General features: G+C 60.1%; 17 protein-coding genes and 1 riboswitch. Of the genes, 4 read left to right on the top strand and 13 right to left on the bottom strand.

Annotation, left to right across the window (positions count from 1 at the left end; genetic code table 11):
* The first annotated feature begins 186 nt into the window (after positions 1-186).
* Positions 187-1059, top strand: coding sequence for an RNA polymerase factor sigma-32 (locus DFO46_RS17575; RefSeq protein ID WP_120278386.1), 873 nt, complete (start codon positions 187-189; stop codon positions 1057-1059).
* A 70-nt stretch (positions 1060-1129) separates the two neighbouring features.
* Here the strand turns inward: DFO46_RS17575 and DFO46_RS17570 are convergent, their stop codons facing one another.
* From DFO46_RS17570 to thiB, 4 genes are all read right to left on the bottom strand, one after another.
* Positions 1130-2629 carry a M48 family metalloprotease gene (locus DFO46_RS17570; RefSeq protein ID WP_245408885.1) on the bottom strand — a complete coding sequence of 500 codons (1500 nt, stop codon included), beginning with the start codon at positions 2627-2629 and terminating at the stop codon, positions 1130-1132.
* A 250-nt stretch (positions 2630-2879) separates the two neighbouring features.
* Positions 2880-3623 (bottom strand): ATP-binding cassette domain-containing protein, encoded by a 744-nt coding sequence (locus DFO46_RS17565; RefSeq protein ID WP_120278385.1) that lies wholly within the window; start codon positions 3621-3623, stop codon positions 2880-2882.
* Positions 3613-5259 (bottom strand): thiamine/thiamine pyrophosphate ABC transporter permease, encoded by a 1647-nt coding sequence (gene thiP, locus DFO46_RS17560; RefSeq protein ID WP_120278384.1) that lies wholly within the window; start codon positions 5257-5259, stop codon positions 3613-3615. The genes DFO46_RS17565 and thiP overlap by 11 nt, the downstream gene beginning before the upstream one ends.
* Before the next feature lie 8 nt (positions 5260-5267).
* Positions 5268-6293, bottom strand: coding sequence for a thiamine ABC transporter substrate binding subunit (gene thiB / locus DFO46_RS17555; RefSeq protein ID WP_120278383.1), 1026 nt, complete (start codon positions 6291-6293; stop codon positions 5268-5270).
* 45 nt (positions 6294-6338) lie between these two features.
* Positions 6339-6453: riboswitch (TPP riboswitch) on the bottom strand.
* Between the two features lie 135 nt (positions 6454-6588).
* Between thiB and DFO46_RS17550 the strand changes: the two genes are divergently transcribed.
* The gene (locus tag DFO46_RS17550; RefSeq protein WP_120278382.1) at positions 6589-8367 is read left to right on the top strand and encodes an ABC transporter ATP-binding protein/permease; all 1779 of its coding nucleotides are present in this window, start codon (positions 6589-6591) and stop codon (positions 8365-8367) included.
* Positions 8368-8376: 9 nt separating this feature from the next.
* Here DFO46_RS17550 and DFO46_RS17545 read toward each other — a convergent pair whose 3' ends face one another.
* The 3 genes from DFO46_RS17545 to DFO46_RS17535 form a co-directional block, all read right to left on the bottom strand.
* Positions 8377-10209, bottom strand: a complete 1833-nt coding sequence (locus tag DFO46_RS17545) for an ABC-F family ATP-binding cassette domain-containing protein (protein ID WP_120278619.1) — start codon at positions 10207-10209, stop codon at positions 8377-8379.
* Between the two features lie 4 nt (positions 10210-10213).
* Entirely contained in the window at positions 10214-10867 is a 654-nt protein-coding gene (locus tag DFO46_RS17540) for a thiamine diphosphokinase (RefSeq protein ID WP_120278381.1), read from the bottom strand.
* A gap of 223 nt (positions 10868-11090) precedes the next feature.
* The gene (locus DFO46_RS17535) at positions 11091-11372 is read right to left on the bottom strand and encodes a cold-shock protein (RefSeq protein ID WP_120278380.1); all 282 of its coding nucleotides are present in this window, start codon (positions 11370-11372) and stop codon (positions 11091-11093) included.
* A 378-nt stretch (positions 11373-11750) separates the two neighbouring features.
* On the opposite strand from DFO46_RS17535, the gene DFO46_RS17530 reads away from it, so the two are divergent.
* The gene (locus tag DFO46_RS17530) at positions 11751-12590 is read left to right on the top strand and encodes a MoxR family ATPase (protein ID WP_120278379.1); all 840 of its coding nucleotides are present in this window, start codon (positions 11751-11753) and stop codon (positions 12588-12590) included.
* A 24-nt stretch (positions 12591-12614) separates the two neighbouring features.
* Here DFO46_RS17530 and DFO46_RS17525 read toward each other — a convergent pair whose 3' ends face one another.
* Together DFO46_RS17525 and DFO46_RS17520 are read right to left on the bottom strand one after the other, a co-directional pair.
* Positions 12615-13346: an ABC transporter ATP-binding protein gene (locus tag DFO46_RS17525; RefSeq protein WP_120278618.1), complete on the bottom strand. Its 732-nt coding sequence runs from the start codon at positions 13344-13346 to the stop codon at positions 12615-12617.
* 218 nt (positions 13347-13564) lie between these two features.
* Positions 13565-14917, bottom strand: a complete 1353-nt coding sequence (locus DFO46_RS17520) for an LLM class flavin-dependent oxidoreductase (RefSeq protein WP_120278378.1) — start codon at positions 14915-14917, stop codon at positions 13565-13567.
* A gap of 694 nt (positions 14918-15611) precedes the next feature.
* Here DFO46_RS17520 and DFO46_RS17515 point away from each other — a divergent pair.
* Entirely contained in the window at positions 15612-16817 is a 1206-nt protein-coding gene (locus tag DFO46_RS17515) for a site-specific integrase (RefSeq protein WP_120278377.1), read from the top strand.
* 657 nt (positions 16818-17474) lie between these two features.
* Here DFO46_RS17515 and cysG read toward each other — a convergent pair.
* The 4 genes from cysG to nirB are packed head-to-tail and all read right to left on the bottom strand — an operon-like array spanning position 17475 to position 24397.
* Positions 17475-18950 (bottom strand): siroheme synthase CysG, encoded by a 1476-nt coding sequence (cysG, locus tag DFO46_RS17510; RefSeq protein ID WP_120278376.1) that lies wholly within the window; start codon positions 18948-18950, stop codon positions 17475-17477.
* Positions 18922-21579, bottom strand: a complete 2658-nt coding sequence (locus DFO46_RS17505) for a nitrate reductase (RefSeq protein ID WP_120278375.1) — start codon at positions 21577-21579, stop codon at positions 18922-18924. Before DFO46_RS17505 ends, cysG begins: the two co-directional genes overlap by 29 nt.
* A 30-nt stretch (positions 21580-21609) precedes the next feature.
* Entirely contained in the window at positions 21610-21945 is a 336-nt protein-coding gene (nirD, locus tag DFO46_RS17500) for a nitrite reductase small subunit NirD (RefSeq protein WP_102019279.1), read from the bottom strand.
* Positions 21946-21949: 4 nt separating this feature from the next.
* Positions 21950-24397: a nitrite reductase large subunit NirB gene (gene nirB / locus DFO46_RS17495; RefSeq protein ID WP_120278374.1), complete on the bottom strand. Its 2448-nt coding sequence runs from the start codon at positions 24395-24397 to the stop codon at positions 21950-21952.

Raw genomic sequence — 24397 nt, 5'->3', positions numbered from 1 at the left:
TTGGTCAGGCGGCAATCCGACACGCCAGTGCTTGCGTAAACCTCATCAGAAAGCATTCGCAGGCCAATGCCAGCCATCCACAAAAGGGATCGGTTGGAACATGAGCGGCTTTGGGCCGTTCAACAGGAAATGCCGGAAAACGGGCTGCCGGCGTGCGGTCCCCCCAAGACCCAGGGAGATGTTTCGATGAAGGCCATATCCGCTGACAGACACATCATCAGATACGCGATGTCCCAGCCCTATCTGGAACGGGAAGAAGAGCTCGATCTCGCTATCCGCTGGAAAGAACACGACGATCAGAGTGCCCGGAACCGGATTGCCCAAGCCCACATGCGGCTTGTCATCGCCATGGCGTCAAAATTCCGAGGTTTCGGCCTGCCGCTGAACGATCTCATCCAGGAAGGATATATCGGCCTGCTGGAAGCCGCAGCCCGCTTCGACCCTGGCCGTGAAGTGCGTTTCTCGACTTATGCCGGCTGGTGGATCCGAGCATCCATGCAGGACTACATCCTGCGCAATTGGTCGATCGTCCGGGGCGGCACAAGTTCCAGTCAAAAGGCTCTGTTCTTCAACCTCCGCCGCCTTCGCGCCAAGCTTGCGCAGGGCGATAATCGTCTCTCGGATCAGGCGATCCATCAGGAAATTGCCACCGCGCTCGGCGTCAGCCTCTCGGATGTGCAGTCTATGGATGCCCGGCTCTCCGGAAATGATGCTTCGCTTCAGACGCCAGTTGCCGGGCGCAACGGAGAAGGAACCGAACAGCTGGACATGCTGGAAAGCAAAGAAGCCTTGCCGGACGAACAGGTGACCTCGATCATTGATGGAGAACGCTGGAACGGCTGGCTGAAAGATGCCCTGAACCGTTTGAACGAGCGGGAAAATCGGATCATCAAGGCCCGCCGCCTGACCGAAGACGGGGCAACGCTGGAGGAGCTCGGTGTGGAGCTCGGCATTTCAAAGGAGCGTGTTCGACAAATCGAAACGCGTGCATTGGAAAAGCTCAAAATGGCCCTCACCGACAGGGCACCGACCGCCGCCCGCTACGAGATGGCCTATTGACCGATACTATTGATTTGGAAGGCTAAAGCCGGCGGAAACGCCGGCTTGTTTCGTTTGCGTCGACCTTTTCCTACTCGGAAATGATCTTGACCCGCATGCCAGGCGCTACAGTCGATGTTGGACCGAGAGCATTGATCAAGCGGAAGAGTTCAAGCTTTCGCTCTGTTCCCATCATGCGCGCAGACAAAGTCCCGACGGTATCTCCTGAGCCAACGGTCACGACACGCACCCGCAACGGCTTCAGCGACGCGGCCTCCTGGGGCGTGATACGTCGGAAGGATGCGCGCAACTGCGCAGCCGTGGTTTCGAGAGCAGGGCTGCCCTTCGGCACAGCGGTCAGAAAGCGGAAGATCTGCGGTCCGATACGAATGACGGTAATGTCGAAATCCCACCGGTCAGCAGAAGCCTTTGCAGTCGCGGCTTCGAGACCATTGACGGAAATCGTCTGGATCGTATCCGGCAGCAGGCCAGTAACCCAGCCACTGGAGATATAGTTTGGCAGGCTGATCTTCTGATTGTCGGCCACACCGTCAAAGCGGATGGCCACATCACCTGGACCGGTGGCGAGCACAGCTTCGACCTTGTTGTCGATCTGGAAACCGACGGGCACGTCGAAGCGAATGCCGAGCTGCCCATGCAGGAAAGTCTGGCCGCGAACGAAACCTTCCTGCGGGCTGTCGCCATAGAGAAGCCCATCGATCCCGTTGAGATAATAGTCACGACCCGTTTCGCCGTGAGTGCCTTCGGGGCCGAAGGCGCGAGCATGGCGCTTGGCGAGCTCGACGCGCTGCGGCGCGTTCGGATGGCTCGACAGAAAGTCCAGGCTCTGGTCAGCGTCTGGATCGACGGAGGTAAACTGGCTGTAGCGGGCCATGGAATCGAGGAACCGGGCAGCTGCATAAGGGTCGTAACCAGCTTCGCCCAAGGTTCGCACCCCGATGACGTCGGCCTGCAGTTCCTGCTGACGTGAGAAAGCGGCAAGACGCAGTTTGCCCCGAGCAAGCGCCTGCTTGCCGGCCAGATCGCTGGAGAGAACCTCGGCGACGACCCGGCTCGCAATCACTTCCGCCTCTTCTCGGCGCTGCCGCTCGATGCCGTGATTGGCCGTCACATGCGCCATTTCATGGCTGAGTACGGCCGCGACTTCAGAGGCGTCATTGGCCAGCGCAAGCAGGCCGCGCGTGACATAGAGATAGCCTCCAGGCAAGGCAAAGGCGTTGATCGCAGGCGAGTTGAGAATGGTGATCCGGTAGGACTGGTTCGGGTTTTCCGAGACAGCCGTCAGGGCCCCGGCAATACGGGCAACGAGGCGTTCTGTCTTCGCATCGGAATATTCCCCGCCATACGATGCAACGATGCGAGGATGCTCGCGTGCACCCATCTGGGCCCGGGGATCGCCCTTCTGGACTTCCTCGACGATCTGCGGATTGCTGGAAGGCGAGACGGAAGGCTCATAGGCCTGCTCGAACAGCGACTGGCAGGAAGACAGGATCACCCCGCTCGTAACGAACGCAGCCACCGTCGACGCAAGCCTTGCAGGCCGGCGCCGCCGATCACTATCGGCAGCCATCGCGCTGTTCCGGCTGAAAAACTGCATCCTGCCCCTTCACCCTGTGCCCGAGGTTCCGCCCTGTCGGCAGGTCTCGGGTGCAGCATCCGTTTGCCTGGCTCCAGAATCGTTTGGAATCGATCCATGGGCTCATTTCCATAAAGCGAAACTGTCGCATCCTCTAGACCATAGTGGCCGCAACCGCATTGACCAAGCCCCTGCCGCGCTGGGCAACCATTCACTGGCCGCATGACAGGAGCGAACGACCAAATTAAGGCGAAGGTTCCCCGGAAGGAGCTACGCCAAGGAAGGCACGGACGGGAGGAAGATCGAACCGTGCAAGAAATGCTGCAGTGGGCGCATCAACCAGCACGCTCCCGGCATCGATGAAAACCACGCGACTGGCAAGGCGCTCAAGGTCACGCGGATCATGCGTCACCAGAAGCACGGTGGCGCCGGTCTCCTCGTGAAGAGCGGCAAGCAGTTCGACCATGGAGGATCGGAGGCCCGGGTCGAGCGCGGCAAATGGCTCGTCAAGCAGGAGCACAGGGCGTAGGCGCACAAGCGCCCGTGCAAAGGCCACGCGCTGGCGCTCTCCGCCAGACAAGGATCCGGGCAGGCGTCGCTCGTAACCTGCGAGGCCAACGCGTTCGAGCGCCTGGGATATGGCCATGCGGTCCGCTGGCCGCAGCCTGAGAGCGGGATGAATGCCGAGCCCGATATTGGTGAAGAGATCCAGATGCGAAAACAGGTTGTTGTCCTGGAAGACCAGGGAAATCGGTCGTTCTGCCGGCGCCAGACGGGTAACATCAGTTCCGCCGATCTGAACCACGCCGCTGTCCGGGCGCTCAAAGCCAGATACCAGGTTCAGCAGTGTCGACTTCCCCGCGCCCGAGGGCCCGACGACAGCAGTGACTGCGGCGCTCCTGAATTCGCAGTCGAAATGAAAGCGGGTCTTACCAAGCAGGAGGCGAACATTGTCGAGTCGGACAGAGGCAGACGCGTTAGGCGGCATCGTTCTGCTCCTTCTTCTTCATGGCTTGGGGCGCTCCGATCAGTGCCAGGACCAGGCAAATTAGACCGAGGATCAGGGCAAGACCATCGGCATCGTTGCTGCGATAACTGCCCATCCGCGCGTAAATGAGCGTCGGCAAGGTGGAGATATTCTCAGAGCCGAAGAGCGCGACGGCACCGAGATCGCCTAAAGAAAGCGCCATCGCGAAGGCGAGCGCGGTCAAGAGCGGCCCCCTCAGAACCGGCCAGTCGATGAAGCGCAACCTCTGACCGACCGACAGACCCAGGCTTTCGGAAAGTTGGCCGGTACGGGCGCGATGCTCAAAAAAGGCAGGCCCCAGCACGCGAACGGCAAAGGGCAGAGCCATCAACGCGTTGATGCCAATGACGATAACAGGCGCAAAGACGGCCACATCGCCCCGCAATCGCAACGCCAGAAACCAGCCAGTGGCAAGGACGCTGGTTGGAATGAGCAGAACCAGCGATGAAGCCCCCGCGAGACTCATGGAGAAGACGCGGGCGAGCAAAGATGCGGAATGGTCAGTGGATAGCTGGCTATGCGCTGCAATGATGCCATAGGCGCCAAAAGTGGCGACGAGACCCGCGCCCAATGCGACGAGAAGGCTGGTCGACGCTGCGTGCCTGAATGCGGGTTGGGCCACCAATTGAAGTAGGTCGGCCTGCAAGCCGGAGACGACAACCTGGCCAAGCGGCAGCAAGAGAAACAGACTGGTGGACAACAGAACCATCACATCCATCATTCGGATGGCAGGGTGCCGGCCATCGAAACGGACAAAGCCTCGGCCGCTGGTCGTGCCCACATCAGCAGCTGCGGGCAAAAGACTGAGGACCGCGAGAACGCAACCAGTCACCGTAATCTGGACCAATGCAAGGGAGACCGCGCGCGCCGGATCAAAGTCGAAGCGCAGCGCCTGATAAATCGCGACCTCGATCGTGGTCGCGGCCGGCCCGCCGCCAAAGACAAGCACGAGGGTGAAGCTCGTGACGCAGAGCATGAAGATCAGACCGGCGGCGCCTGGGATGACCCGCGCAAGCACCGGCCATTCGATGAAACGGAAGGTGGACAGGGGTGAAAAACCCAGGCTGGCGGCCGAACGCCAGTATTCCGCCGGCACACGTTCCAGCGCGGACAGCATCAGACGCGTCGCAAGCGGCAGGTTGAAGAAGACGTGGGCAATCAGAATTCCGGAAAGTCCGTAGATCGAGATCGGCTGAGAAAACCCCACACCCGCGAGCACGTGATTAACCAGGCCGTTTCGGCCAAACACGCCAATCAGGCCAAGTGCGCCGATCAGGACAGGCATGCCCATCGGCACCGCCATCAGCCGGATAAGCCATGGTCGACCAGGAAACGACGGCTGACGGACAAGCGCACTGGCGACGGGCAAGGCAAGTCCGACGGAAATCAAAGTGGAGAGAAGAGCCTGCCACAGCGTGAAGCCCAGCACCGAGCGAACAACCGGATCAGAGAACGCCTGCAGCAGCCCACCCTTACGCCCGGATAGCAGCATGACGACCGCCACGCCGACAAAGCTCAATACTGCCATCAAGACGAGAAGACCGCCCACAAGAGCGGGCAGCCTCGTGCGTCTCAGCTGATGGAGTGGGCGCAGCATCAGGCCCGTCAGTTCAGCGTTATGGCCCTGAGCCACTCGTCGATCCAGGCCTGACGATTGGCTGCCACTTCTGCCGGGCTCATCAGGAAGGTCGTCTTCGGTTGGACGAGCTTGCCGAAGGCATCCGGCAGCGGTTCGGACGTGGCGGCAACCGGCATCATCCAGTTGTTGGTGGGGATCGTGTCCTGAAAGCCGGGCTCCAGCATGAATGCGAGGAACTGGCGTGCAAGCACCTTTTCCGGTGCATTCTTGAGGATGCCGGCAACCTCGATCTGGATGTAGTGTCCTTCGGAGAAGTCAGCCGCCTGATAGCGATCCGTCTGCTCTGCGACCATGTGATAGGCCGGCGACGTGGTGTAGGACAACACCATCGGCGCCTCACCCTTGGTGAACAGGCCATAGGCCTCCGACCAGCCTGGAGTCACGGTCAGCACGCGACCCTTGAGCTTCGCCCAGGCGTCAGGCGCCTTGTCACCATAGACCGACTTCACCCAGAGCAGCAGGCCGAGACCCGGCGTCGACGTGCGCGGATCCTCGATGACGATCTTCTGGCTGGGGTCACCCTCGACCAGTTCTTTCAGACTTTTCGGCGGGGTTTTGATCGTCTGCGTGTCATAGATCACGGCGAAATGCCCGTAGTCGTAAGGCACGAAGACGTCATCGGCAAAGCCGCCAGGAACCTTCGCTTTTGAGGCGTCGATCCCGGACGTGTCGAACAATCCGGTCTGCTTGGCTTCCTCGACCAGGTTGGTATCGAGCCCGAGCACGACATCGGCCTTGGAGCTTTCACCCTCGAGCTTGAGCCGGGTCAGGAGCGCAACTCCATCCGCCACGCCGACGAATTGGACCTTGCATGCGCAGATCTTTTCAAAGGCTTCCTGCACCTTCGGCCCCGGACCCCATTCGGAGATGAAACTCTCATAGGTGTAGACGGTCAAAACCTTGTCGGCCGCCTGCACCGGCATGGAGAGGCCGACGGACAAAGCGGCTGCGGCAAGGCCCGCGCGGAAAATTTTAGATAGACATGACGGCATGACGCCCTCCTCCAAAAGTTCATCGATATCGGGGATAGGGCGTTTTCTTTCGACGCGTCTAATCCCTCCGCCGGTGTTAACCGGATCAGGTTCCGCGGGTTGGCTTTCGCCTCTCAGCATTTCGATCCGGAAAGATCGAAGGGCACCCCGTTAGAGCAGAAGGAGAAATAGCGCGGTGGGCCGCCGAGTGCAAGGTGGCTCAAACTGCGCGGCCGCATCGCTGGTAATCGAAACGCAATCTCGCCATGCTAGGCAGACAATGAGAGTATAGTTGAACGAGCCAAGGCATGAAGGCATGACGAGTGAAATGAGCGGAAAGTCGCCCTCCGTTGATCAGACCATCGCCTCCGTCGAAGCAAGCTTCCGCCGCCAGATGGCCATTGCGCTGGACAGCTTTTGGCACTCGGCCATCCGCAACCGCATTCTGACCTTCGCCTTTGCGCTCGTCGCGGTCATCCTGGCCACGGCCTATGGCACGGTGATGCTGAACCACTGGAATGCGCCCTTCTACAATGCCCTGGAGCAGAGGAACCTGCCGGCATTCCTCCAGGAGCTACGCAATTTCGCTGCCATCGCGGGCGCGCTTCTTGTCCTTAACGTCGTGCAGGCATGGCTGAACCAGATGACAGCGCTACACATGCGGGAAGGCCTGACGCGCGACGTCATCGATCAGTGGCTCAAGGGGCGCCGCGCTTTCCGCCTTTCGATGACGAGCCCACTCGGTGTTAATCCGGACCAGCGCCTGCACGAAGATGCGCGCAAGCTCGCCGAAATGACGACATCGTTGTCGATCGGCCTCTTCAACGCGACCATCCTTCTGGTCAGCTTCATCGGAGTCCTCTGGGGCCTGTCGAGCGACATCGTCTTCAAGCTTGGGGAATGGAGCTTCCGGATTCCCGGATACATGGTGTGGGGCGCGATTTTGTATGCGCTTGCTGCATCGCTTTTGAGCCGCCTTGTCGGACATAAGCTGTCGAACCTCAACGCCGAACGTTATGCCCGCGAGGCCGATCTGCGATTTTCGCTGATGCGCGCGAATGAAAACCTCGAGGCCATTGCCGTCGCCCGAGGCGAAGAGACCGAAAGCCGTCACATCCATCAAACGCTGGACAGCGTTTTGGGATCGATACGGCATCTGGCCCTGGCACTCACCAATCTCACCTGGGTGACGGCGGGCTTTGGCTGGCTGGCGATCATCGTCCCGATCCTGATCGCCTCGCCCGCCTATTTCTCCGGCACCATCACGTTCGGTGGCCTGATGATGGCGGCAGCGGCCTTCACCCAGGTCTATTCGGCTCTCCGCTGGTATGTCGACAATTTCGGCCAGATTGCCGACTGGCGCGCAGCCCTGCTCCGCGTCACGGTATTCCGTGCCGCTCTGGCTGCCATGGACAACGAGGCGCTGGATGCCCCCAGAATCCAGATCGGTGCGTCAAAGGACGGAACACTAAGTCTGAAGGGCATCGTCATCGGGCCACGCATACCAGGCGAAGGCAATCCGGGCGCCTTTCGCCTCGTCGAACGGGATGTGGACATCGTTCCCGGCGAGCATGTGATGGTCAATGGCGACCAGGGGGTCAATCGCAAGCTGTTCTTCAATGCCCTTGCGGGCCTGTGGCCCTTCGGAACGGGAAAGATCCTTCTCCCCGCTACGGCGGACATCCTCTACGTGCCGCAGATTGGCTACCTGCCGGAAGGCAGGTTGCGCAGCCTGCTCGCCTATCCCGTAGCGTCTACAAATTTTGCCGATGCTGACATAAAGGCTGCATTGGAGAAGGTCGGACTGCAGCATCTCGGCACGCGACTCGATGAGCGCGCGCGCTGGGAACGGCTTCTCGACAAAGACGAACAGATGGCGCTTGCCTTCGCCAACATTCTCCTGCGCAAACCACGCTGGATCGTGATGCACGACGTGCTGGAGGGGTTGGAGCCGGAGACAGAGGCTCGTCTGGCAGCGCTGCTCGGAGAAATGACCGGCACGACCCTGCTCTACATCGGCCGTTCCGCCGCTTTCGCTAAGGCCACCGACGCGAGGCTGGTGCATCTTGAGCGCGTGACGGATCTCGCATCCTGAATCTGAAACTCACCCCTCAAGTTCCTCGCGCAGCATTTCGAGTTCCAGCCATTCCTCTTCCCACCGCGTGATGTCGGCACGAAGCTTCTCCATTTCCGCCGCCAACGTGTTGAAGGTCGCTGGATCCTTCGTGAAGAGGTTGGGATCAGCCATCTTCGCTTCGCGTGCAGCGATCTCCTTTTCCGCCTTCTCCATTTCCTTCGGCAGGTTTTCGAGCGCGAATTTCTGCTTGAAGGACAGCTTTCCCTTGCCTTTCGAGCCCGTCTCCGCCGGCTTTCCGCCGCCCGCGTCCTGGGTCTTGGCCTTCTCGGCCTTCTCCGCACGCTTGCGCTCGTCCTCGACGCCCTTGCGCTGGGCCAGCATATCCGAATAGCCGCCGGCATATTCGATCCAGCGACCGTCAGGCGCATCCGGATTGGCCGGCGCGATGGTTGATGTCACGGTTCGGTCGAGGAAGTCGCGGTCATGGCTGACAAGAATGACCGTGCCAGCATAACCCGCCACGATTTCCTGCAACAGGTCGAGCGTCTCGATGTCGAGGTCGTTGGTCGGCTCATCAAGGATCAGCAGGTTGGAAGGCTTCGCCATGATCCGCGCCAGCATCAGCCGCGCGCGTTCGCCGCCAGAGAGATTGCGGATCGGCGTGCGCGCCTGTTCCGGCTGGAAAAGAAAATCCTTCATGTAGCCGGTAACATGCTTCTGTTCGCCGTTTACCAGCAGATTCTCGCCCCGGCCATCGGTCAGGTAATGGGCAAGCGAATCATCCGGATTGAGGTCCTCGCGCTTCTGGTCGAGAACCGCAATTTCCAGATTGGTGCCGAGCTTGATCACGCCGTCGTCAGGCTGCAACTGGCCAGTCAACATCTTGAGAAGCGTCGTCTTGCCGGCACCATTCGGACCGATCAGGCCGATACAATCGCCACGATGTACGCGGATCGAGAAGGGGGCGACGATGGTCCGCTCACTATAGGCCTTGGTGATCTTTTCCGCCTCGACGACGAGCTTACCGCTCTCGCGGCCTTCGCTGACGGCAGCCTGGATCGTGCCCTGCGGCCCCTTATGACCGCGATAATCGGCCCGCAAAGCCTGCAAGTTGCCAAGGCGCCGCATGTTGCGCTTGCGTCTTGCCGTCACGCCATAGCGCAACCAGTGCTCTTCGCGTTCGATCTGCCGGCCAAGCTTGTGCTGCTCGATTTCTTCCTCTTCCAGAACCTTGTCGCGCCACTCCTCGAAATGGGCAAAGCCCCGGGCGAGGCGCCGTGACAGGCCGCGATCGAGCCAGACGGTGGCAGTTGATATCTTCTCAAGAAACCGGCGGTCATGGGAAATCAGAACAAGCGCGCTTCGCGTCTTCTGCAGCTCGCCTTCCAGCCATTCGATCGTCGGCAAGTCGAGGTGGTTGGTCGGCTCGTCGAGCATCAGGATATCAGGCTCCGGCGCCAGCACGCGGGCAAGCGCCGCGCGCCGCGCCTCGCCGCCGGAGAGGCGTGTCGGATCTTCCTGACCGGTAAGGCCGAGATGCTCGAGCAGATAGGTCACGCGATAGGGATCGTCACCCGGTCCCAGCCCCGCTTCGGCATAGGCCTGCACGGTGGCATAGCCGGCAAAATCCGGCGCTTGTTCAAGGTAACGGATCGTCGAAGAGGGGTGGCGAAACACTTCGCCCGATTGAGCCTCGACAAGACCGGCTGCGATTTTCATCAGCGTCGATTTGCCCGAACCGTTACGTCCCACCAGGCAGATACGGTCTCCGGGTTCCACCTGCAGTCCGGCTCCATTCAGCAGCGGCGTGCCACCGAAAGACAGGAAGATGTCGTCGAGTTTCAGAATGGGAGGCGCCAAGGCTTCAGGCTCCGGAAAAATCGTAAGGGCGCGCCAGAAGAACAGCGCGGCCACGGGTGAGCGAGACCGAAATTGGACCTTCGGCAACATTGGAAATGGTACGCGACGACCCGAAGGCCAGCGAGAAATCGGTGAGCGGATAACGTGCGTTGCGGATTGTCAGCCCCTCAAGCGCAGTAAAACCCAGCACCGAGAAGAGAGCTCCCTTGGGCAGTTCCAGTTCGAGCTCACTTTCGTCGGCAAAGGGATAGGCCTCTTCCTCACCGGAGGTCAACACGACCTCGAATCCATCTTCGACAAGGCCGAGAGCATTCAGATGGTGCTGGAGCGCGTGGTCGGACCGCTCGCCGCCGAGCGCACCGGCGACAATGAGACGCGTGGCACCGCGTGCAATGGCTTCGGCAACAGCAATTTCGCCGTCGGTAGCCGCCTTGGTCGCGGGATAGGTTCTGCGCTCGACAATCGGCCATTGTGCGATAAGAGCCGCATCGCTGCTGTCGAAGTCGCCGGCCCAAAGCTCAGGCACAATCCCGAGAGCGGATGCATGCCGCATACCGCTGTCGGCGGCGATCGCACGGCTGCCCGCAGTCAGCGCTTTAAGGCGGTCCGTCACAGTCAGATGTCCGCCAAGGAGGATAGTAAAGGACGCAGGTTTCATGCGCCTGCCCTTAGCGCATCTTCAGGCAAAAGGGAAAGGCGAATGCTCGATGCTGGTACGAGGCGGGAAGCCAATGAAAGAGAACAGGCCGGCAGGCATCGAGAACTGCCAGCGCCCCGCGACTACCGCTTCTTCGCGCCCGACGTCTCGGCGCTCTTCATCTGGGTATTGAAGGTGGAGACCGGCGCGGATGACGGCTTCTCCTTGTCCTTCTTCGGCTTTCTTACTTCGCGGTTCGAACGCTGCTGGCCTTTAGCCATGATACCTGTTCCTTGCTTTTCGTCGTTGGTTCCGGCACGCAGCCATGGCTGCGGTCCGGGTCGATGTCGTCTTCCGCTACACAACGATCGAACCCCTCGCTTTCAAAGCGGATTCGATATTGCAGAGCGCCGCCGGTCTCCGGCAGGGTTGCGAGTATTTTGCAGACCCCGGTCGTCCGGGCGAGACGGACGGGACCGTCCTTGAGGACGATCATGGCGCCGACCAGATATTTATGTCTGCTCATGCGAGCCTCCTCCGCACGTCCTCCGCTGCGGTACGGTAAGCCCGATCGGCTAGAAGGCAGACCGGTGTGTTCATCGGAGAAAGGCACGACTTGTGTGTTGCGGCACGAATTGACGATCTCTGCATGAAGCAGCGGATGGATCGGCAGTGGAGGCGCCTGGATGAATGCCTCAGGCCCAAACCTGTCCTAGAGGAGTGGGCATAGCATAGAAGGACAGGCAAAAACTCTGTTATTTCAGCCTGTCAGATCTGTGGGGAAATACAAGTTATATCTCACCCTCCCTCCAGTCCGCAGTGCAGCAGCTTGCACCCCAGCCGCCGCCTCGCTAGCCTCGGCAATCAGGTATCGGCGTGGCAGCGAGAGGGACAAGATAGATCCATGCAATTCGAGGGAACCGCCGATTACGTTGCAGACAGGGATCTGATGATTGCTGTGAACGCCGCGATCCGTCTGGAGCGGCCCCTGCTCGTCAAGGGAGAACCCGGCACGGGCAAGACCGAACTCGCCCGTCAGGTGGCCTCGGCACTCGGCCTCGACATCTTGGAATGGAGCGTAAAGTCCACGACCAAGGCACAGCAAGGGCTATACGAATACGATGCGGTCTCGCGGCTACGCGACAGCCAGTTGGGTGAGGCGCGCGTCAACGACGTCCACAACTACATCCGCCGTGGCAAGCTCTGGCAGGCGTTTGCAGCGGAAAAGAAGGTGGTGCTGCTGATCGACGAGATCGACAAGGCCGACATAGAATTTCCCAACGACCTGCTCCAGGAACTCGACCGCATGGAATTCCATGTCTACGAGACCGGCCAGACCGTGGCAGCGCGTGTGCGTCCGATCGTCATCATCACCTCAAACAACGAAAAGGAACTGCCCGATGCTTTCCTGCGCCGTTGTTTCTTCCACTACATCCGCTTCCCGGATGCAGAGACGCTGGAGCGGATTGTGGAAGTCCATTACCCCGGCATCAAGAAGACCCTGATCCGCAACGCCCTTACGCAGTTCTACGAAATCCGCGAGACACCCGGATTGAAGAAGAAACCGTCGACATCCGAGGCGCTCGACTGGATCCGGCTCCTGGTTTCAGAGGACATCGATCCCGCAGACTTGCGCGGAGATCCGAAACAGTCACTCCCGAAGCTGCATGGCGCTCTGCTCAAGAACGAACAGGACATTCATCTCTTCGAACGTCTTGCCTTCATGGCCCGTCGCGAACGGTAGAACAGAGAGGCCAATCGAAGCCACTCAGTGGAGACCGAACAGCCTCAGAAGTTCTTCTCTTTGCCGAACGAAGTGCGGAGTGCTGCGATCACGCGGGCGCGGAATATCGATGTCGATGAACTGCGGCTCTCCGCCCTTTTCGCGGGGGAGCACCAGTATCCGGTCGGCAAGGAAGATTGCTTCTTCGAGATCGTGGGTCACCAGCACAGTCGTCACGTCCTCCTCCTTCCAGATCCGGGCCAGTTCCTGCTGCATCCCGATCTTGGTCATCGCATCAAGTGCGCCAAGCGGTTCGTCGAGCAGGAGGATTTCCGGCTGGACGGCAAGCGCGCGGGCGATTCCGACTCGCTGTGCCATGCCGCCCGAAAGCTGGCGGGGATAGGCGGTTTCGAAGCCCTTGAGCCCAACGAGGTCGACATAACGCTGCGAAATGAAACGCGCCTCATCGCGGGACACTCCTCTCGTTTCAAGACCGAAGCCGATATTGTCGATGACAGTCAGCCAGGGCAAAAGGCGCGGCTCCTGGAAAATCACGGCCCGTTCGGTACCGACGCCGCGAATACGCCGACCGGCGATCAACACATCACCTGCGTCAGCCTCTTCCAGCCCCGCAAGGATCCGAAGAAGTGTCGTCTTGCCGGAGCCACTGGCACCCACGATAGCGAGGCTTTCGCCGGACGAAATGGTCAGGTTCAGATCTTTCAGGATCGGCAGCGGCTTTCCGTTGAGGGTGAAGGTCTTGGAGAGGTGGCGGATCTGGTCGAGCGGCGGAAAGACCGAGGCGTTGACCCATCCGAGTTTGGACGAAGCCTGCCAGAGGATCAGGAAAACGATCACAAGGCCATAGCGGGCGAGGTAAGGCGTGATGAGCGCTGCCGTGTTGTTCAGCCAGCGCTGTGCGGGCACCGTAGCCGGCGAGAGACGAATCCCGTAGGCCCTTGCGTGCTGGATATCTTCATAGGACATGGCGGACCTCACTCGGCAGCCTGGACGACCGAGCGGTCGGCGGTGTAGCGGTTGATGGGGAACGGCAGGCCGAGGTTCTCACGCAGGGTTCGGCCCTCATAGGCGGTGCGGAACAGCCCGCGGCGCTGCAACTCGGGTATGACGAGTTCGACGAAATCGTCGAGACCTGTCGGCAGCCATGGTGGCAGGATGTTGAAGCCATCAGCCGCTTCATTCTCGAACCATTCCTGCAGTGTATCGGCGATCTGCACGGGCGTGCCGACGATGGTAAAATGGCCCCGCGCCGAGGCAACCCACTGATAAAGCTGACGAATGGTAAAATTATTCTCGTCTGCGATTTGTCGGATCAGCGCCTGGCGGCTTTTCATGCCCTCGGTCGGCGGAGCTGGCGGCAGCGGACCATCGAGATCAAAGCCCTTCAGATCGAGCGTACCGCCTGTCAGACCGTTGAGCAGGCCGATGCCGTCTTCTTCCAGGATCAGCGAAGTCAGGCGATCATATTTTTCGCGTGCCTCTTCTTCGCTACGACCGATAAAGGGAGAAACACCGGGCATGATCAAGACATGGTGGGGATTGCGCCCGACGCCGCGTGCACGGTTCTTGATGTCGCGGTAGAACTCCTGTGCGGTCTCGATATGCTGGTGAGCGGTAAAGATCACTTCCGCCGTTGCGGCAGCAAGACCACGACCGTCGTCTGACTGGCCAGCCTGGACGATGACGGGATGCCCTTGGCGGGAGCGCGAGACGTTGAGCGGTCCCTTGACCTTGAAATGCTCGCCCCGGTGATCGGCGTCATGCAGCTTGCTGGGATCGAAGAAGACGCCAGTGTCCTTCTCGCGGATGAAGGCATCGTCCTCGAAACTGTCCCAGAGCTTCTTGACGACGTCGACGTGCTCGGCGGCGCGCTTGTATCGCTCGGCATGCGGCAGTTGCTGATCGCGATTGAAATTCTGCGCAGTTGCGTCACCCGTCGTGGTGACGACGTTCCACCCCGCGCGACCATCGGAGATGAGATCGAGCGAAGCAAATTTTCGCGCGGTGGTAAAAGGTTCTTCATACGTGGTCGAGGCGGTCGCGATAAAACCGAGATGGGTGGTGAACGGGGCAAGGGCCGAAAAAAGCGTGACGGGCTCGAAGCCTGCGACCCTTGCATTGCCACCTTCACGCGCACCGCCAAACCCCACGGCCAGGCCATCCGCGAGGAAATAGGCGTCGAACAATCCGCGCTCGGCGGTCAATGCCAGCTGTTTGTGAAACTCGAAGCTGACGGCTCCGTCAACCGGCTGATCCGGATGCCGCCAGGAGGCAATATGTTGGCCGCCACCGGGAAGAAATGCCCCGAGTTTGATCTTGCGCGTCATTGGCTCGTCCTCTCGTTCATGTGATCGAATGAGCCGAGCTTATATTGTCTATCAATTCTATATAGAAATAAGATTGCTAAAATTCGGCAGCACGGCAAAGGATTTTGCGGTAGGCCGGGCGGTCTCAGGTTTTTCAGCGTCAAAAGAAAAATTGATAAGATGCCGCGCCGAACAGTTCACAATCGCGCCACGCCCCCCTGCGATCGATCAGAGGTACGGATGCGACACCTTCTTGGCAAAGGGAGCGTGCCCTTCTGATGCGTGGATACAGTTGTCCAAGCCCGACCCCGGGAAATTCGGGGCAGCGATCACCGGATTCCATTCTGTGGGCAATCACGGCTTCTGCCACAGACATCGCCGTGACTTTAAGCTGCAAATAATCTGGGACCAAGAAGACGTCGAAGAAAGGCAGTGCCTGCCACAGCGTTCATCTTAATGATCGAGACGTCAGATAATCGGGGGGACGCGACATCCCCAATAGGTCCAAAAATGGCGGAGAGGGTGGCCGCTTTTTGGCGCAGCTCATTCAAATCCATATCCTCTCATATCGTATTGTATTCGTTAGTCATTTCTCTAATTTTCTCCTTATCCACACACCATCTCGTACCATCCCGTAACATCAAATCGCGGCTCTTGTGGCGGGCTGAGTGGCGGGCTAGCAAACCTTCATGAAGCGCATGAAGGAGAGTTAAACATGCTCAGCGACGCCAAGGCCCGGAAGGTGAAACCGACCGACAGACCCGTATCAGACGGCACCATCACCGGGCTCTATCTAGTGCCGGGAGGAAGCCCCGGCAGCGGAAAGTGGATCTTGCGGTTTCTATCGCCGGCCACCGGCAAACGTCGTGAAATGGGTCTTGGAAGTTATCCGACGACATCCATTCGGGAGGCCCGGACGAAAGCCTTCGAGGCGCGGGGCGAGATTGATGGCGGCAATGATCCCCTGGAGATCCGTCGCAAGCAGGAGCGAGAGGCCGTTCGGCTCGCTACGGTTCCAACCTTTGCCGAAGCTGCACGCCAACACCACGCTGACAAGGCGGAAGGCTTTCGTAACAAGAAGCACAGGGATCAATGGATCAGCACACTTGAACGGTTCGTTTTCCCGAAGATTGGAAAGACACGCGTCAACGAGCTCGGCCCGGCCGACTTTGCAGCCTGCCTCAAGTCTATCTGGCTGGAGAAGCCCGAGACAGCATCGCGGGTGAAGCAGCGTTGTGACGCCGTCATGAACTGGGCGGCTGCGAACGGTTTTATCGTGGCAAGTCCCGTTGGCGTGGTAGACAAGATACTGCCCAAGCAGCCCGGCAAGCGCGAACGGGTCCAGCATCAACCCGCCCTACCCTGGAGATCGCTGCCGACATTCTTCGATGACGTCCTGCGTGCCGGCGAAGCCAACACCACTCGACAGATGCTGGAGCTTGTCATCCTGACCGCCTGCCGCTCCGGCGAGCTTCGGCACATGGAATGGCAAGAGATCGACTTCGCACAAGCTATCTGGACGGTGCCTGCACCGAGGATGAAGGCCAAGGTTGCCCATCGCGTTCCGCTGGGGCCTCGAGCCATCGAGATCCTTGAAGCACGGCTTGAACAATCGGAACGCGGAGTAGGACTAGTGTTCCAGTCGCGAACGAAGAAGCCCGTTACCGACATGGCCTTGACGAAGTTCCTGCACGACCATGACGTAGAAAGCGATACCCCTGGGCGAAATGCGACCGCACACGGGTTCAGATCGAGCTTTCGCGATTGGGCATCCGAGAACGGCTACCCACGTGACCTGGCTGAAAGGGCGTTGGCCCACACCGTTAAGAATGCGGTCGAAGCTGCCTACCACCGAACCGATCTTCTCGATCAGCGCCGTCCCATGATGTTGGATTGGGAAAAGTACTGTGTTCAAACATAGCGGCAGCGGAATTCCGATCACGACCACTTTGAGTATTGCCCGGGCTCAAACATTATGGAACCATGGGTTGATCGGAGCGCTGGCTAGTCACCCGGCGCAAGATGACGGCGGTGCGTGAACTGACGCTGTTTTCCGATCGCGCTTCCTCATCAAGCAAGATGAGGAAGCGAAGCTGGTCTTTGGCTAAGTTGTTCCCCAAGGTGAAACGGCAGCGGGGTCTGGAATGGCGCTGCCGGCCAGCTTTTTCAATCGGGGGCAGTTCAAACCACCACGCCTACAGCACAAGCGAATAGGTCTGCTTACTTAGTCGCCTTGAGCTGGTTCGAACCATCGACTCTGTTGTTGCACCCTCATCATTGGCATTTTTTTGGCCAGGCCAATAATTCAACGACCGTTTAGGCGCCATAGAACAAACTTACTAAGCTGAATTGCACCTGAGGCAGAAGGCGCTTGTTGTAGTTTTCGCGCGAACTAAATGTTGGCCGCTAAAGGCAATGCATGGCGGGATCTGTAACTTAGAGCTGAGCATGCCCCCCTCAATCTGGACACGCTTGTCGATGCGATGCCTCGGCGCACCGCGCATGGCGAACAGATCCTTCGACTCGCACAGGCCATTACACTACGGACTACCCAACTGAAGGCCTCGGCTGCCACTGCTCAAATCATTCGTGACATTTGCTCTTGCGTGCTGACTTCATGAGAAAGAAAGCGTCGCCCCGCTATCGCACCAAAAACCGCCCCGACACCTATCAGAACAGGTTCATCGACGCCGATTGTCTGCATGGCATCTGGCAGGCCTCCAAGGGGCCCGGCCCAGCGGCGCTCCTGCGTGCGGCTGACAGAGGACACGACGACAACCGGCGTGTCGGACGTCATGCCGTTCTCGCTCAACCGTTGCTCGATCTGCCCTGCCATCCGCCCACCCATGTAGAAGATGGATGTCTGGTTGGCTTTGGCGAGCGAGGGCCAGTCCAGGGTTCGCGGCAATTCGGCGTTCCGGGAATGGCCGGTCACGAAACGAACCTGCTGGGCGTGGTCGCGGTGGGTGAGCGAGGTCTTTAGCGACGCCGCCATGGCAGAAGCCGCGGTGATGCCCGGCACGACGTCGACGGCAATCCCCTCGCTTTCCAGTCTTGCAATTTCTTCGCCCGCGCGACCGAAGATCATCGGATCCCCCGATTTCAGCCGGACGACACGTTTGCCGGCCTTGGCGAAGCGCACCATCATCTCGTTGATGTCGTCCTGACGGCAGCTTTCCCGACCGCCTCTCTTGCCAACGAGGAAGCGTTTCGCCTCTCGTCTCGCCAGTTCCAGAACCTCGGGCGAGACGAGGTCGTCGAAGAGGATGACGTCGGCTGCCTGCAATGCCCGCATGGCCTTCAGCGTCAGAAGTTCGGCATCACCGGGCCCTGCCCCAACCAGTGTCACCGATCCCGAGCACGGAGCAGACGCGATATGCTCCGCCGTCACCAGCAATTCGTCCGCAGTCTCTTCCGTCGGCGGTTCATTCGTCATCAGGCTTTGCGCAACGAAACGCTCCCAGAAGAGCCGCCTTGGCCCACCGGACGCAAGCCGGCGATTGACCGCATCTCTGAGCCGATGCGCAAGGCTTCCCCATTGCGTCAAAGATGGAGGGAGCAGTGTCTCGATCCGCTGGCGGATGGCCTGGGCGAGGATGGGGGCAGCGCCATCGGTGGAGATTGAGACGATCACCGGCGAGCGATTGACGATCGAGCCGAACTGGAACTGGCAGAAGGCTGGCTTGTCGATCACGTTGACGGGCACGCCCGCCGCACGCGCCGCACAGAAGAAGGCACGCGCCTCGTCCTCGGTTTCGCAGTCCGCGAGCGCCAGCGAGGCCCCGGTGAAGATGCCGCAATGCCAGGGATGGGCATGGTGGATCAGGGAGGTGCGCGCAATCAGCGCCGTCATGGTCTCGCAGAGATCATCGGGTTCGCAATAGAGCTCGACCTTGGCGCCGCAGGCCTGCAACAGCTCGGCCTTCCAGGCGGCGCCATCCGATCCGCCGGCGATGACCGTCCGCTTGCCTTGAAGGTTCCAGAACACTGGAAGCTTGGCGAGCGCCGAAATACGTTCCTGTCCGTCACTCGGCGGCAATGGATTGCGTGGCATCCAGGATTCTCCTGATTTCGGGGCGGCACGAGCCGCAATTCGTTCCAGCACTCAAGGCAGCACCGATGGCTTCCACCGACCGGCAGCCGCCTCGTGCCGCAGTGTTGATCTGGTTGATGCCAACCGAGAAACAGGAGCAGACGATCGCCCCCTTGTCCGGCCGGCCGGCAGCCGGTCGACCGGCAATAACCATCAAGCGCACACTGTTGTCCGGATGGCGCTCCCGAAGTTGATCGACCGCCCATTGTCGCGAGACCGAGACAGGGTCAGACGAGACGAACAGCGCCGCTTGAAGCTTATCTCTCTCGAAGGCGAGCAAGCGGTAGTCACCGGCTCGCTGGTCGATGTAACCTGAGAATTCATGACCATCTTCAAGCTGCAGGCTGCGCCGCAGCCAGGTCTCCCAACCCTCGGCAGGTGGATCACCTGCAAATTCCACGCGGTAGCCGCCTTCAGCTTTCGCGATCGACCAGTAGGCAAACGGGAGATCAACAGGACGGTTCGCCGATACGAGAAAGCCGTGGGTCTTCGCCGCGTGGCGGGTGACGGACGCGCGCGACATCTTCAGCGCCGGTTGACCCGAGATCGGATCGACGCGGGAGGAGACCAGGGTATCGACCCGAGCACTGGGTGCTGTCTCGCCTGTCCAATGCATGGGAACGAAGATCGAGCCTCGCCTCTGGCGTTCGGTCAGCAGGGCCCGCACGATGATCGATCTGCCGTTAGCACCCTCGACATTCACCAAATCGGCATCGCCGATACCGGCTTCATCCGCGTCTGCCGGATGGATCTCGCAGTAGGGTTCGGCGATATGTGCGGAGAGCCGGGCGCTCTTCCCCGTTCGCGTCATCGTGTGCCAGTGATCGCGGATCCGGCCCGTATTGAGAGTGAAGGGATGGCATTTATCGGCCTCTTCAGTCGCCGGTGCAGTTACAGGCACAAAGCGCGCCTTCCGATCCGCAGTGAAGAACCCACCGTTGGCGAAAAAGCGGGCAGTCGATGATCCGTCTTGCCGCAAAGGCCATTGGAACGGCAGAAGCGCGTCATAGTCTTCCGCGTTGATATCGGCATGGGCACCAATGTCGAAATCGCGCTCGCCCTCGTTCTCGAAAGCGGAGAGCGCCGCATGCTCGGCATAGATATCGGCCGGACCGCGATAGCCGAAACCAGGATCAAAGCCTAAGCGTTTGCCGACCTCCGCCAACTGCCACCAATCGGCGCGGGCCTCGCCTGCAACGGAGAGGAATGGCCTCTGCCGGGAGATCCGCCGTTCGGAATTCGTCACGGTCCCGGATTTCTCACCCCAGCCGCTGGCCGGAAGCAGAACATTTGCAAGACGCGCCGTGTCGGTATCCTTTTGGATATCGGAGACCACCACGAAAGGACAGGCTTCAAGCGCTGCCTTGACCACATTGGCATCGGGCATGGAGACCACAGGATTGGTCGACATGATCCAGATCGCCTTGATCCGCCCATCGGCGACCGCCTCGAACATGTCGACGGCTTTCAGGCCAGCTTGCCCCGGGATGACTGGCGACTTCCAGAAGCGTTGCACGCGCTCGCGGTGCTCTGGGTTGTCGATGGCCATATGGGCCGCGAGCATGTTGGCGAGCCCGCCGACCTCACGGCCACCCATTGCATTCGGCTGACCGGTCAGTGACAGCGGCCCCATACCGGGTCGACCGATCCGCCCTGTCGCTAAGTGACAGTTGATAATGGCGTTGACCTTGTCTGTGCCGACCGACGACTGGTTCACACCCTGGCTGTAGCAGGTGACGACCTTTTCAGTCTGCGCGAAGAGGCGGAAGAACTGGCGCAGCAGCATACCGGAGACGCCCGTCGCCTCAGACAGATCTGCCATGCTTTGGCGTGAAGCGGCGAGCAGCGCTTCGCCGAACCCGGAGGTGTGCTTTCCGACATAGTTTTCGTCGATCGCACCTGTCTCCGCCAGATAGGCAAAGAGGCCATTGAACAGGGCGATATCACCGTCAGCCCGGACAGCAAGATGCAGGTCGGCAATGTCGCTGGTCGCGGTTCGACGGGGATCGATCACGACCACCTTCATGGCAGGACGGGCAGCCCTGGCCGCCGCCAGGCGCTGGTAAAGGACCGGATGGCACCAGGCCATGTTGGAGCCAACGAGGACCACCAGGTCTGCAAGCTCCAGGTCCTGATAGCAGCCGGGTACAGTATCGGCGCCGAAGGCACGGCGATGTCCGGCAACCGAGGATGCCATGCACAGGCGCGAATTGGTGTCGATATTGGCAGAGCCGATGAACCCCTTCATCAGCTTGTTGGCGACGTAATAGTCCTCGGTCAGCAACTGCCCGGAGACGTAAAACGCGACGGAATCGGGGCCGTGATCGGCGATCGTCCGCTGGAAGGTCGAGGCGACGAGATCGAGCGCCTCGTCCCAGCCGGCGCGCTGGCCATGAATTTGCGGATAAAGCACGCGCCCTTCAAGGTCGAGCGTTTCGGCGAGCGCAGATCCCTTGGAGCAGAGACGACCGTAATTGGCAGGATGGTCCGGATCGCCTCGCACGCTGACCTTGCCCTGGTCATCGACAGCGGCAATTACGCCGCAGCCGACACCGCAATAGGGGCAGGTCGTCTTGGTTTCACAGGCCATGTCTGCGGCTCCGCGTGTTTATCATCCCAGTTACTCGGCCGCGACCAGCATGCTGTCGAGCATGATGGAGAGATGACCGTCAATGTTGCGGACGGGGATGGTCTTGACCTCGCCTTCATCAGCCCCGAGCGCGCGGCCGGTTTCCAGCGAGATGACCCAGTTGTGCAGTGGGCAGGTCACCGCCTTGCCATGGACAATCCCCTGCGTGAGCGGACCGCCCTTGTGGGGGCAGTGATCCTCGATGGCGAAGACTTCGTTCTCGGCTGTGCGGAACACACCGATCTTGCCTTGGGGGGTCTTCACGCAGCGCGCGCCACGTAGCGGGATATCGTCAATGGTGCCGATTGCGATCCAGTTTCCGTTCATCGCCTCACTCCGCAGCCTGATTGTAGTTGATGGTCGCCATAGGCTTGAACTCATGCTTGTCCTTGCCGGAGACGCGCTCGGACCAGGGGTCGACCTGGGCGAATTTCTGACTGAAAACGAAGCGGTCGTAGTAGGAACGGCGCTTGTCGGCATCCTCCATGATCTGACGGCGGATTTCGTCATGGCCGATGCGTTTCGCCCATTTGTAGATGCGCTCGAGATAGCGCCCCTGCTCGCGATACATCTGGGTGAGTGCCACGATATGCTCCAGCGCCTCGTCCTCGGACTTCACGAGGCCCAGAACATCGGTGCCTTTGATATCGAGGCCGGCGGCACCGGCGAAATGGATCTCGAAGCCACTGTCAACGCAGATGACGCCGATATCCTTGCAGGTCGCTTCGGCACAGTTGCGCGGGCAGCCGGATACGGCGAGCTTCAGCTTGGCCGGTGTCCAGGAACCCCACATGAATTTCTCGATGCGGATGCCAAGGCCGGTCGAATCCTGCGTGCCGAACCGGCACCAGTCGGAGCCTACACAGGTCTTCACGGTGCGCAGGCCCTTTGCGTAAGCCTGGCCTGAGACAAAGCCTGCCTTGCCGAGATCGGCCCAGACAGCGGGCAGGTCTTCCTTCTCGATACCGAGCAGGTCGATGCGCTGGCCGCCAGTCACCTTGACCATGGGGATTTCGAACTTGTCGACGACGTCGGCGATGGCACGAAGCTCGGCGGCATTGGTGACACCACCCCACATACGGGGCACGACGGAATATGTGCCATCCTTTTGAATGTTGGCGTGGACACGCTCGTTGATGTAGCGCGACTGATAATCGTCGGCATATTCGTCCGGCCAATCCGAGACGAGATAGTAGTTGAGCGCCGGGCGGCATTTGGCGCAGCCGCAAGAGGTCTTCCATTCCAGTTCCTGCATGACGGCGGGAATGGTCTTCAGCCCCTTGGCCTTGATCAGACGGCGCACATCGTCATGGCCAAGTTCGGTGCAGGAGCACATCGGCGTGACGGCGGCGGGATTATAGCCGTCGCCCAGCGTCAGGGCCATCAACTGTTCGACCAGTCCTGTGCAGGAGCCGCAGGACGCGGATGCCTTGGTATGGGCGCGCACGTCATCGAGCGAGGTCAGGCCCTTGGAGGAGATCGTCGCTGTGATCTTCCCCTTGCAGACGCCGTTGCAGCCGCAGATTTCTGCATCATCCGGCAAGGCTGCAACGGCCGCCATAGGGTCCAGCGGAGTGCCCCCCTGATAGGACTGGCCGAAGATCAGGGTGTCGCGCATCTGCGAGATATCGGTTCCGCGCTTCATCAGGTCAAAGAACCAGGAGCCATCTCCCGTTTCGCCGTAGAGCACGGCGCCGAGGATCTTGTTGTCTTTCAGCACAAGGCGCTTGTAGATGCCAGCCGCGGCATCGCGCAGCACGATTTCCTCGCGGTCCGGCGCTTCTGCGAAGTCGCCGGCGGAGAACAGATTGATGCCGGTGACCTTAAGTTTCGTGTTGACGACCGAGCCATGATATTCGCTGGTGCCGCCGGTTAGGCGGTCGGCGAGGACCCGGGCGGCTTCATAGAGCGGTGCGACGAGGCCGTAGCAGGTTCCGCGATGTTCGGCGCATTCGCCAAGCGCAAAGACATTGGGGTCCGAGGTCATCATGCCATCGTCGACGACGATGCCGCGGTTGACGGCGATGCCAGCCTCCTTGGCGAGGCTCGATGCCGGGCGAATGCCGACCGCCATGATCACCATGTCGCCTGCAATCACGCGGCCATCTTCCAGCTCGATGCCCTCTACCTTTTCGGTGCCCAGGATCTGCTTGGTATTGGCCTTGGTGATGATGTCGATGCCGCGTTCGGTAAGCGCCTTTTCGAGGAGATAGGCGGCGGCCGGGTCGAGCTGGCGTTCCATGATCGTCGGCATCAGGTGGATGACCGTGACATCCATACCCTGCTGCTTCAGTCCATAAGCGGCTTCCAGACCCAGAAGGCCGGCGCCGATGACGATCGCCCTCCCCTTGCCTTCAGCGATCCTCAGCATGGCGTCGACGTCGTCGAGATCACGATACGGCAACACGCCGGGCAGTTGATGGCCAGGCACAGGGATGATGAAGGGCAGCGAGCCTGTCGCAATGACAAGCTTGTCGTAAGCGACGCTGATGCCATTCGCCGAGGTGACCGTCTTCGCATGGCGGTCGATCTCTGTGACCCTGGCGCCCTTGTAGAGGGTCACCCCATGGGCGGCGTACCAGTCGTCATTGTGGATGACGATGTCTTCATATGCCTTTTCGCCTGATAGTACCGGTGACAGCATGATGCGGTCGTAATTGACGCGCGGTTCCGCATTGAAGATCGTGACGTCGAAATGGCCGGGTGCTTTTTCAAACAGTTCTTCCAGCATACGGCCGGGCGCCATGCCATTTCCGATGATGACGAGTTTTTCAGCCAT

Source organism: Rhizobium sp. AG855, assembly GCF_003610655.1.
In the GTDB taxonomy this organism is placed as follows: Bacteria; Pseudomonadota; Alphaproteobacteria; order Rhizobiales; family Rhizobiaceae; genus Allorhizobium; species Allorhizobium wuzhouense.
The sequence above is the reverse complement of the archived record's forward strand: the minus strand, read 5'-3'. Positions and strand labels throughout refer to the sequence as shown.